This is a genomic window from Micromonospora sp. NPDC003776 (genome assembly GCF_053605645.1).
Window position 1 is genome coordinate 1 of sequence record NZ_JBSGJR010000191.1, and the last position, 10,959, is coordinate 10,959.

A 10,959-nucleotide genomic window follows, 5' to 3' on the forward strand; every position below is an offset into this window, starting at 1 on the left:
CCGACACCCCCGCCCGAATCAGCGGCGACGAGTTCGCCGTCCTGCTCGCCAGCCCCACCACGCCAGGCGATCCCGTCACCGTGGTCAACCGCACCCTGGCCACCGCCGCCGCCACCCCGCTGCGGTTCCCGACCGGCACCGTCACCATCCGGGCCAGCGCCGGGGTCGCCGGCGGCGCCGGTGACGACCCCGAGGACGTCCTGCACCGCGCCGACATCGCTCTCTACCACGCAAAACGCGCCGGGACGCACGGCGTCATCCTCTACCGCCCGGGCATGCTCGACCAGCGCGCCGACGACGCCGCTCTTGGCGACGACCTCGACCACGCCGTCACCGACGGTCAGCTTGCTGTTCTCTTCCAGCCGATGGTCGACCTACGTGACGGCCATCCTGGTGGAGTCGAAGCTCTGGTCCGCTGGCGACACCCCACCCGCGGCCTCGTCTCCCCGCTCACGTTCATCCCGGTCGCCGAACGCACCGGGGCCATCACCGCCATCGGCCTCTACGTCCTCGAGCAAGCGTGCCGTGCCGTCCACAGCTGGCAGGCCGACCTCCCCGACCGCCGGTCCTGCTACGCGAGCGTCAACGTCGCACCACGGCAGTTGCAGGAACGGACTCTCGTCGACGACGTTCTCGCCATCCTCGACCGGACCGGCCTGCCCCCGACCGACCTCGTCCTGGAGGTCACCGAGTCCGCGCTCGTCGACGGCGACCCCGCGATCCCAACACTCGCCGCCCTGCGCCGGCACGGGATCCGAATCGCGGTCGACGACTTCGGCACGGGCTATTCCTCCCTGCATTACCTCGCACGCCTGCCGGTCGACATCCTCAAAATCGACCGCAGCTTCGTCGCAGAACTCGACGACACCCCCGCCGGCGCCGCCATAACGGAGGCCATCATCCGCCTCAGCCAGGCCCTGCACCTGACCACCGTCGCCGAAGGCATCGAAACCCCCGCACAAGCCACCGAACTCACCCGCCTGGGCTGCCATACCGGCCAGGGCTACCTCTACACCAGACCGCTACCGGCCGACGATGCCCGCCGCTACCTGACCACCGGCATCACACCGCCGGCCGCCGGTCGGCCACCGCGTCATTGACGCGAACACAGGAGCTGATCACCGAGGGCGCAGAGGCGTTCCCGCTTGTGCAGTCTTGGCAGTTGGTGCAAGGGCACACCCTCATTTTTCGACGAGTCCCCGCAGATTGTCCTTCCTCCGCGCGCGGACTCAGGGCCCCGACGCCGCTGACGTGGTCACGCTGCTTGAGCTGATTCTCCCGACGGTGAGCTCGCACTCCCAAGCCGGCTCTTCGGAGAAAGTCACTTTCCGGACCCGCCGAGGCCCAGCTCGGACCCCGCTCCCGGCGATGTCTTGGGACAGAGGGACCCATGATAGGACGTATCTCGTGCCGATTGGTGAGGCGGTGAGGTAGCCCCATGGTCGTCGTGTGCCTGGCCGCCGCGTACTGCCTCGCGGCCGGTACGGCGCTGGTCAGGCTCGGCGTGCGGAGTTGGCGGCAGCACAGCGCCCCAGGCGGTGGGATGCAAGGCATTCCGTTCACCGACGGGTTCCGGGCCGGGTTCGAGCGGGCCACGCCGATCTTCGGGGTGTTCCACTACCTGCTCGGCGTCCTGATCGCGGTGGGCGGGGGGCTCCGTGCGACCGGCCGCCTCGCAGCGGCGCCCCAACGGCTGCCAGAGGCACTCGCGGTCCTGCTGCTGGCGCTGCTCGTCGGCGTGGTGGGGAGCGCGTGGGCAGGGATCGCAGTCATCTGGTTCAACCGGCCGCGTTGGGTGGTTCCCCCGCATCTGCGGGGTCAGCCCGGTTCGTTCTGGTCGCTGCGCCGTCGTGCCGATGAGCCTCGCAGACGACCGAGGAGACGGGCCGTGAACGATCAGCCGCACGGGGCCACGGATGTTGGTACCCCGACGGGGATGGGAATGCTGCGCGTTGCACGCGAGCCGGCCAGCTGGCGGGACAAGTGGCGCGCGTACCGAATCCTGGTCGATGGGTTCCAGGTCGGGAAGGTGCGGCGGGGCGAGTCAAGCGCGGTGATGTTGACGCCGGGAGTCCACCACGTCCGGCTCCGTATCGACTGGTGTACGAGCCCGGAGGTGTCGGTCGACATCAGCGCCGGCGAGCAGTGTGATCTGGAGTGCGGTGCCGCGCGCAGCGAACTGGGCAACGCTCGGCAGATGCGCGAGGCCCCGGACACCTACCTATGGCTTCGTCCGGCCGGCCGGGGACGCCATCGCGTGGCGGGAGGACCTCACCACCAAGGTCGAAGATGACCGGCGTAGCGACGGCGGCGCGCTCCTGTTCGGCCACCGCGCCTTCCACGCCGCGCGTCACCTGCTGCGGCGAGTCGCGGGCGGCGGCACGGCTCGCGCGTGGGCCCAGTGGAGAGACAGCGCGGGCGCAGTCCGGTGAATGGACGGATCAGCTCCGGGCGGGAGGCCGAGAACAGCTGCCCACATCGACGACGACCTGCTGTCCGAGTTGGACTGTCACCGGGTCTCGAGACGTCCCTTAAGCTGGCGGAATCGGTCGCCGATGACGACGGATACGCAGATGCGGCTTTCGATGAGCGGGGCGGCGTGATCCCAAAACGGATGTGGCAGGAGCTACGACGGCAGCCTCGGTGGTTCCTCTGGGTGATGCTGATTTCGACGGGTGGCACCTCTGCTTCGATGCTGATGAGGGGCCCGAATCACGGGTTCGGTGGTCCGGTGTTGTACTTCGCCGTGCTGTTTGGGTCCGGTGCGCTGCTCGTGGCATCCGTCGTCCTGATGCTGTTGCGACGCCGGTGACCGGCAGAGTGCGCACGGACGCCCGGTGTCGTGGGGCGGGGTTGGGCGATAGGGACAGTCCTCTGCTGTCGCGGCGATCAGTGGATGGCTGTTATGACCCGGCGTTTCTACAGCGCGGAGATCGAGGCGGGAGCGCGTTCGGCGCGGCTGAGGGCGCGCAGCACGTTGGTCGCGCCGTGCCGACGCAAGGCGATGCGGGAGAGCACATCGACCACGGCCTCGATGGCCGGGGCGGGTAGTTCGGGTGCCGGTACGCCGACGCTGTAGGCGAGGTCGTCGCAATGAACGACGACTTCCAGGAGTCGACTCGTCACGAAGTCGTCCAGCGTGATCGACCACTCTCCCCAGGTTGGGCGGCGCACCGGCCGGGAAGGCGCGGTGGGGAGCACGGCTCGTAGCTCTGCCACGGTGGCTTCGACGCGGGCAGCCAGCGCCGCCGGACCGCCTGCGGCGTCCTGTTCGCCGCTGGTGCGGATGAAGACGTTGAACGGATCATCGAGGTCTGACCCGATCCAGCTCACCCGCGCGTAGTACTCATGCAGTGGGATGACCTTCTGGGTGGGCACCGGCTCGGCGAGCACCTTGGGGATGAAGAAGATCTGGCCGGCCAGATGCCCCGCCAGCCCTCCAACGCTCAGCTTCGCCAACGCGCTCGGCTCATGCCACACAGCGGCTACCTGCGGGGCAGCGAGCAGCTTCGCCGCTGACGCTGCCGCACTGAGGTAGAGCTCCCTGATCTGCGCCATGTCTCTGCCCCCCGGGGTTGTGGTGCATGCCTGTATCCGGCAACGTCAAGATCCTTGAGGGCATTCCACCTCGCCGTCCCTTGAGGTGCGATCGTGCGGGCGCTGTTGAGCGGAGCGTGTCCGCGGCTGGCGGCGACAGAACGCCGTGAGCCGGTCGTACTTCCCAGCGGTTCCGCCGATCGCGGCTTTCCTTCAACGTCGAGGAGACGTCCGGGCTTATCGCCTTGGCCTACCCGGGTCCGATCAGCTCCGTCATCCACCTGCGCTGGCGGAATCTCCACAACATCATCCTCGCCGGATGACCCAACACCGTTTCAGGCCGAACTACCTGACGTCGCTCAGGTTGAGCTGTCGTCGACGAACGCATCCGGCGTTACGCGTCCTTGACTCTCAACTTGGTCGAGCCCCCACGATCGTCGCATCAACCAACCGATGGTCAATGGGAATGACGATGGATCTCAGCAATCCGGTGCTCGCTTCGGACGAGTACCTCGACGGCGTCGGCAGCCGACCGCTCCTGCGCCGGACCGACGTGAAGGGGCGCGCAGCGGTCACGCAAGCTGGCCCCGACCCGACGGCGGTCGAGGAGGTCCTCGCGTGAGCCGCGATCAGTCAATGTTCACGGTTCTGAAGATCCGGTACTTCCGCCGCTACTTCATCGGTTGCACGGCGTCGGGCTTCGGCGACAGTTTGACACCGTTCGCGCTGGCCTTCGCCGTCCTGCAGCTGACCGGCTCGCCGTCGGCGCTGGGCCTCGTGGTTCTCAGCACACGGCTGCCGATCATCATGTTCGCGCTGATCGGCGGGGTGGTCGGGGACCGGTTCTCGCGCCGGACGATCATGCTGGTGACCGATGCGGTCCGGTTCGTCGTCCAGGCCGCCACCGCGGCCATCCTGCTGACCGGCGTGGCGCGGGTGTGGATGCTCGTCGTGCTGCAGCTGATCGCCGGCGCCGGCGCCGCCTTCTTCAACCCGGCCGCACAGGGTCTGATCCCTTCGGTGGTCGACAAGCCGCGCCTGCAGCAGGCCAACTCCCTGCTGGCCATGTCCCGCAGCGCCGCCTCGATCTTCGCGGTCGGGTCAGCGGGCGCGCTCGTCGCGCTGGCCGATCCGGGGTGGGCGATCGGCGTCGACGCGCTGACGTTCCTCATCAGCGCCCTGGCCCTGTCCCGACTCCCCCGCACCCTCACCGCCGAGCGCCCGGGCCACAAGGCCCGCCTGATCGCCAGCGTCCGGACCGGCTTCGGCGAGGTACGCAACCGAACATGGCTGTGGGTGTGGGTGGCACACACCGGTCTGATCAACTTGTTGGTGATCTCCCCGATCTTCGTGCTCGGTCCGTTCGTCGCCAACGAATACCTCGGTGGCGCGCCAGCCTGGGCCGCGGTCGGCATCAGCTACACGGTCGGCGCCCTCATCGGCGGCGTCGTCAGCTCCCGCTGGAGGCCCGCCCGGCCGATGGCGGCCGCCCTGGTCTGCTTCCTGCTGATTGTGCCGCTGGCGGTCGCGCTTGCCGTGCCGGCGCCAGTGTGGCTCATCATTCCGGCCAGCCTCCTCGGCGGCCTGCAGGTCTCGATCTACAACGTGTTCCAGAGCACCGCTGTGCAAAGCGAACTGCCCGACGATCTCATCGGCCGGGCGACGTCGGTGCTCATGCTCGGCGCGCTCATCGCGGTGCCTCTCGGAACCGGACTTGCCGGCCCAGTCGCGGCGGCTCTGGGCACCCCTGCGGTCCTGAGTGGCGTCGGGCTGATCACCGTCCTCATCACCGTCGCCACGCTCGCCGTTCCGGCGACCTGGCGCATCCGGTCGACGCCGTCGGAGCAGGTGGCGGTGGCCCCTGCGGCCGTACCCGTCCCGACCGAGCCCGTGGAAGAGGTTTCTGATCCGCAAGCGGAGAACCGGGCCGTCACCGCCGCTGGTCGTCACGCCACATGAAGGCCTAAAGCCGGATTCTTCGTTGACGGCGCCGGCTCGGAGCGTTGATCTCAGTCCGTTCGTACAACGTCCACTGCTCGATGAGACCTCCTGCAGCGGGCAGATCGGCCGCTGTCTGCTGACGGGCACGTCTAAGGACAGCCATCCTGCGGATGGTTGCCCTTAGACGCGGCCCGGCGAACACCTGCCGCCGCAGAAAGACGACGTTCATCAAGTCACGGCACAACCTGGAGGCCCTGGCGCCAGGTGGGGTGTGTCGGCTGCCAGCCCAGTTCGCGCTTGGCCTTGGCGTTGGACGCGCCGCGCAGTTCGGTCATGAGCACGACGCCGGCCTGGCCGGCGGCCAGCCGTCCGATGAACCGCGGTACGCGCATCGGTTTCTTGGCGCCCAGCCTCGCTGCCAGTTCCGGCAGCCATTCGGAGACCGGGGCGGGGTCGTCGTCGACGATGTTGTAGATGCCGCGGCGGCCGTGCTCCACCGCTGCGACGGTGGCCTCGGCGGCGTCGGCGATGTGGACGAACGACCACACCGCGCCGCCGTCGCCGACGACCGGGAACTTGCGTTTGCGGATCATTTCGAGCTGCTCGGAGCCGGGCGCCATGGAGGTGCCGGGTCCGTAGAACGCGCCGTAGCGCAGCACGATCCCTTCGGTCCAGGCGGCGTCCAGGACGGCCTTCTCCAGGTGCTCGACCGCGGCGATCATCGGGGCCATCTGGCTGACCGGCGAGCGATCCAGGGGGTCTTGTTCGTTCTTGACCGGCCCACCGGTCCGCGTGTAGGTGAACGCGCCGTTGCTCTGGGCGACGAAACGTCGTACTCCTGCGGCGCGGGCGGCCGCGAGCAGGTTGTCGGTGCCCTCGATCCGCAAGCGGTTGGTGGCGGCGAAGCTGCGATCGAAATGCCGGGTGTCGATGTGCCCGATGGCGGTCAGCTGGTTGACGATCACCTCCGGGGCCGCCTGGCGCACGGCCGCCTCGACCTGGGTGCGATCCAGCGCATCGGCGATGACCGGTACCGCGCCCAGCTGTGCCGCCCTGGCCTTGTTGGATTCGCTGCGGATCATGGCGAACACCTCGTGTCCGGCGTCGACCAGACGGGGCACCAGTTCCCTGCCCATCGCTCCGGTCGCTCCTGCCACCAGCACCCTCATCGTGGGCTCCCTTGCTGTCCGGTTCGGATTCGTCACTTGAACCGGATGGCCCGCCGATTCCTGACAGGAGCCGATGGTGACAGCCGTCACAGGATGAGCAGGGGCTCCCCGCGGCTGGCCGCGGCCCATTGCGCGGTCGCGCGTTCGAGCTTGTCGGGGTTTGCCTGGGTACGGCAGGCGGTGATGCCCTCGGCGGTGACCTGCAGGCACATGATGGCGACGACCCGGCCTTCCACGACCGCGACGACGGCGGGTTCGCCGTTGGCGCTCCAGGCGTATATCTCCGGCGAGCCGCCGACGATGGCGCGCTTGGCCTCGGCGGGCGTGAACATGGCCCACACGAACTTCGCGACCGCGACGGCTCCCTCGAACGCCTTGGTGCGTGCCGGAACCTTCCCTCCGCCGTCGCCGATGGAGATGGCGTCCTTGGTGAGCAGGCGTACGAGCTCATCGGTCCGGCCACTGGTGGCGGCCGCGAGGAACTCCTCGACGATCCGCCGGGCGGCGGCCTGGTCGACTTCGGTGCGGGCTTTGCCGTAGGCGACATGCTCCTTGGCGCGGTGAAAGATCTGCTGGCTGGCGGCCTCGGTGAGGTCGAGGATCTCCGCGATATCCCGGTGCGGGTAGTCGAACGCCTCCCGCAGCACGTACACGGCCCGCTCCTTGGGCGACAGGCGCTCCATGAGGGTCAGGACCGCGTACGAGACCGATTCCCGCTGCTCGGCGCTGTCGGCCGGGCCGAGCATCGGGTCTCCCGCGAGCAGCGGCTCGGGCAGCCACCGGCCCACGTAGGTCTCGCGGCGTGCCCGCGCGGAGGTGAGCTGGTTGAGGCACAGGTTGGTGAGTACCTTCGTCAGCCAAGCCTCGAGGACCTCGACGCGGTCGACATCGGCGGCCTGCCAGCGCAAGAACGTCTCCTGCACGATGTCCTCCGCCTCGTGCGCGGAGCCGAGGAGACGGTACGCGATGGCCTCCAGACGGGGCCTCGATCGCTCGAACCGGTCGACGTCATCCACCGTCAGAGGCATGACGTGATCATATTCCCGCACTGACGTCCAGACGACTGCTGGCAGCTCCGCCCAGGGGAAGCAGTCCTTGCCGGCCGAGAAAGGTACCGGGCTGCACTTGCTGCTCGCTCGGTGTGAGACGCCTCAGCTCCTCTGAGCTTCCCAGGACATCATCCCCGAAGAGCCGGATCGCTACCCCTCAACCTCCGAGCCCAGTACGCGGTCTTTCTCGACATCAGCCCGTCCTGGGTGCCGCAGCTGCGGGCGGGAGAACACGCCGGACGTCGTCTACCGTGATGGATCATCGCCCGTCGAGACCGTGAGGGCCGCAATGAGCATCCGCGTTTACCGCAACGCCGCCATCCACACCGGAGACAGCGGCAACCCGTTGGCCGAGGCCATGGCCGTGGACGGCGATCGGCTGCTGGCCGTCGGCGGGGAATCGGAGGTACGCGCCGCCGCGGGCCACGGAGCGGAGCTGATCGACCTGGTGGGCGCCGCGGTGCTTCCCGGGCTCTACGACGCCCACATCCACACCGCGCAGTACGCGCAGAGCCTGGGCGCGGTCGACCTGCGCGGGGCGCGCGGCCTGGACGAGGCGCTGTCCATGGTGGCGGCGCACGCGGCGCGGCTGGCGCCGGGCGACTGGCTGTTCGGCGGCCGGTGGAACAGCAACACCTGGGATCCGCCGGCGCAGCCGGACAGGTACGCGCTGGACTCGGTCTGTCCCGAGCTGCCGGTGGCGTTGCCGAGCGTGGACGGCCACACGGTGTGGGCCAACTCTGCCGCCCTGCGGCTGGTCGGCATCGACGCGAGCACTCCCGACCCGATAGGCGGTGAGATCGTCCGGGACGCGAGCGGCGAGCCGACCGGCATTCTGCGCGAGGCGGCCTCGGACCCGCTGCGTGACCTCATGGTCTCCTCTGACCTGCGCGACCTGCTGCGCAACGGGCAGGAGGAGCTGCTCGCGCTCGGGCTGACCAGCGTGCACGACATCGATGGTGAGGACTGCCGGGCCGCCTATCTCGCGCTGCGCGACTCGGGCGAGCTGAAGCTGCGCGTGCACAAGGCGATCCCGATGGTTCACCTGGAGGCGGCCATCGCCGAGGGCCGCCGTACCGGGCAGGGCGACGACTGGGTCCGCACCGGACCGGTGAAGATCTTCAGCGACGGGGCGCTCGGCTCGCACACCTGCCACATGAGCAGGTCCTTCGCCGGGGAGCACGGCAACGTGGGCATCGCGGTCACCCCGTACGAGGATCTGGTCAAGCTGTTCGCCAAGGCCGCGGGTGCCGGCATCGCGGTGGCCACGCACGCCATCGGCGACCGGGCCAACGGCCAGGTCATCGACGCCTACGAGACGCTCGGCCGCACGCCAGGGCTACGGCACCGCATCGAGCACGCGCAGCACCTGCGACCCGCCGACCTGTCCAGGATGGCCACCCTCGGCGTCGTCGCCTCGATGCAGCCGGTGCACTGCACCAGCGACATCGACCTGGTCGACTCACTACTGGCCGGCCACGACCTGGCCTCCTACGCCTGGCGCGGGATGCTTGACGCCGGCGTCGCGCTGGCGTTCGGCTCCGACGCTCCCGTCGAGAGTCCCGACCCCTTCGCCGCGCTGTACGCCGCGGTGACCCGCGCCCGCCCCGACGGCACCCCCACCGGCGGCTGGCAGCCCGAGCAGCGGCTGAGCATGGCCGAAGCCCTCAGCGCCCACACTCTGGGCGCCGCGTACGCCGCAGGCGAGGAGGACCGCAAGGGCATCCTCGCGCCGGGCAAACTCGCTGACTTCATCGCCGTGGACACCGACCCCTACCTGGAGTCGCCGGAGGCGGTGCTGCACACCAAGGTCCTCACCACCGTCGTCGGTGGCGAGGTGCGCTGGCGGCGGGCCTGACTTGTCGCCGGGTAGCTGACCTGGCTGGAGGGACGGGGCTTACCAGCGCCGAGGCAAGACCGTCGAAGTAGCAGCGCGAGCGGTCCTGTCCGGCGGCGCTACGGCCGTCGCCCAGAGGAGCAATGCTTGGAACCTGTGGAAGGGGCTTGGGAGGCGTACCTTCCCAAGGGATCCGGATAAGGGAACCAAGCAGACCCGCGCGCCAACGGGGGTCGGGAAGGTACGCCTGTGCATGCGGTAGTCACCGACATTGAGTCGACGCCAGCCGCCATGACAGCGGCCTTCGTGGCTGCCACGACGACCGGCGGATCGTTGATCGATGAGATCGTGCCCGACGCGGCGCGGCGGATGCTCGACGCGCAGGGCCGCCGCCCGGTGGTGCGTAACGGCAGGGCGGCAGGTGCCCGCTTCGAACGCGGCCGGCTGGTCGAGCGGCCCAACGCGGCAGCGGCATGACGCCGCAGAAAGACTCGATGCCAGACGAGCCCGTCCGCGATGGGAAGTACGCGCGGGTCGAGCGGGAGAGACGATTCCTGCTGGCCAGACCGCCGCTGTCGGCTGCGGTGACCGCCAGCCGCCGCATCACCGACCGGTACCTGGCGGGCACACGGCTGCGCATACGGCGTGTCGAAAGCCTCCCCACCGGCGCCTGCGAGTTCAAGCTCACCCAGAAGGTGCCCGCTCAGCGGCCAGGCCACATCCAGGGACTGCTCACGAATATCTACCTGTCCTCAGCCGAATACGAGCTGCTCGCCTGCCTGCCCGCGGCAACGCTGTCCAAGACCCGCCTGAGCGTCCCACCGCTGGGCATCGACGTCTTCGACCCACCGCTGCACGGTCTGATCCTGGCCGAGGCCGAGTTCACCACCGACGAGGCGGCACGCTCCTTCCTCCCACCCCCGCAGATCGTCGCCGAGGTCACCGACGACGCTCGCTTCACCGGCGGCTCACTCGTCCACGCACACCGGGACGACCTGCTCACCTGGCTCGCCGACTACGGCATCAAGCCAGTCCCTACCGCCCCACAGACCCCCTGAACTCAACCGATCCACAGGTACTGCCAATGTTGGTGGCCGCCTATCCCGTGTACGCCCTGCTCAAGAGTGAGCTTTTCCCCGGGGGCGGGCACGTGAGCCTGGGCTGGTGGCCCCTGCCGGACGAAAGACCCGACCACGGGAACGCCCCTGATGAGAACGAGCACCTGATACGCCGGATGCCACGCCACCCAGGACCACCCCGCCCAGCAGCCGCACCGCCATAGGGTGCAGCCGGGCTGGGCCGCGAGCCGCAACGACCGTTACCACTCAAGTCCTAGCCTCGGCCTTTCACGGCAGCCGTGATCTTGGATGTCCAGCGGGCCGGTAGATATGGCGAAGTGCCTGCCACGTAAGGAAAACTGCCCGGT

At 69.1% G+C, this 10,959-nt stretch carries 10 protein-coding genes; 7 read left to right on the forward strand and 3 right to left on the reverse strand.

What is annotated here, in order from left to right:
- Together ACWEVO_RS17280 and ACWEVO_RS17285 are read left to right on the forward strand one after the other, a co-directional pair.
- On the forward strand, positions 1-1,100 hold a 1,100-nt coding region (locus ACWEVO_RS17280), incomplete at its 5' end, for a putative bifunctional diguanylate cyclase/phosphodiesterase (protein ID WP_452308532.1).
- A gap of 338 nt (positions 1,101-1,438) precedes the next feature.
- Positions 1,439-2,293, forward strand: coding sequence for a hypothetical protein (locus ACWEVO_RS17285; protein WP_452308533.1), 855 nt, complete (start codon positions 1,439-1,441; stop codon positions 2,291-2,293).
- A gap of 626 nt (positions 2,294-2,919) precedes the next feature.
- Here ACWEVO_RS17285 and ACWEVO_RS17290 read toward each other — a convergent pair.
- Positions 2,920-3,558 (reverse strand): maleylpyruvate isomerase N-terminal domain-containing protein, encoded by a 639-nt coding sequence (locus ACWEVO_RS17290; protein WP_452308534.1) that lies wholly within the window; start codon positions 3,556-3,558, stop codon positions 2,920-2,922.
- A 445-nt stretch (positions 3,559-4,003) separates the two neighbouring features.
- Here ACWEVO_RS17290 and ACWEVO_RS17295 point away from each other — a divergent pair, with 445 nt between their 5' ends.
- Both ACWEVO_RS17295 and ACWEVO_RS17300 read left to right on the forward strand, forming a co-directional pair.
- The gene (locus ACWEVO_RS17295; protein WP_452308535.1) at positions 4,004-4,159 is read left to right on the forward strand and encodes a hypothetical protein; all 156 of its coding nucleotides are present in this window, start codon (positions 4,004-4,006) and stop codon (positions 4,157-4,159) included.
- Positions 4,156-5,496: an MFS transporter gene (locus ACWEVO_RS17300; protein ID WP_452308536.1), complete on the forward strand. Its 1,341-nt coding sequence runs from the start codon at positions 4,156-4,158 to the stop codon at positions 5,494-5,496. The genes ACWEVO_RS17295 and ACWEVO_RS17300 overlap by 4 nt, the downstream gene beginning before the upstream one ends.
- Positions 5,497-5,711: 215 nt before the next feature.
- Here ACWEVO_RS17300 and ACWEVO_RS17305 read toward each other — a convergent pair whose 3' ends face one another.
- A complete protein-coding gene (locus ACWEVO_RS17305; RefSeq protein ID WP_452308537.1) occupies positions 5,712-6,647 on the reverse strand; it encodes an NAD-dependent epimerase/dehydratase family protein in 936 nt (311 codons plus the stop codon).
- A gap of 86 nt (positions 6,648-6,733) precedes the next feature.
- Entirely contained in the window at positions 6,734-7,675 is a 942-nt protein-coding gene (gene sigJ, locus ACWEVO_RS17310) for an RNA polymerase sigma factor SigJ (protein ID WP_452308538.1), read from the reverse strand.
- Positions 7,676-7,985: 310 nt separating this feature from the next.
- On the opposite strand from sigJ, the gene ACWEVO_RS17315 reads away from it, so the two are divergent.
- From ACWEVO_RS17315 to ACWEVO_RS17325, 3 genes are all read left to right on the forward strand, one after another.
- The gene (locus tag ACWEVO_RS17315; RefSeq protein ID WP_452308539.1) at positions 7,986-9,554 is read left to right on the forward strand and encodes an amidohydrolase; all 1,569 of its coding nucleotides are present in this window, start codon (positions 7,986-7,988) and stop codon (positions 9,552-9,554) included.
- Positions 9,555-9,782: 228 nt separating this feature from the next.
- Complete coding sequence (locus ACWEVO_RS17320) at positions 9,783-10,010, forward strand: hypothetical protein (RefSeq protein ID WP_452308540.1); 228 nt, start codon at positions 9,783-9,785, stop codon at positions 10,008-10,010.
- A gap of 17 nt (positions 10,011-10,027) precedes the next feature.
- Positions 10,028-10,591, forward strand: coding sequence for a hypothetical protein (locus ACWEVO_RS17325; RefSeq protein ID WP_452308541.1), 564 nt, complete (start codon positions 10,028-10,030; stop codon positions 10,589-10,591).
- Positions 10,592-10,959: the final 368 nt, after the last annotated feature.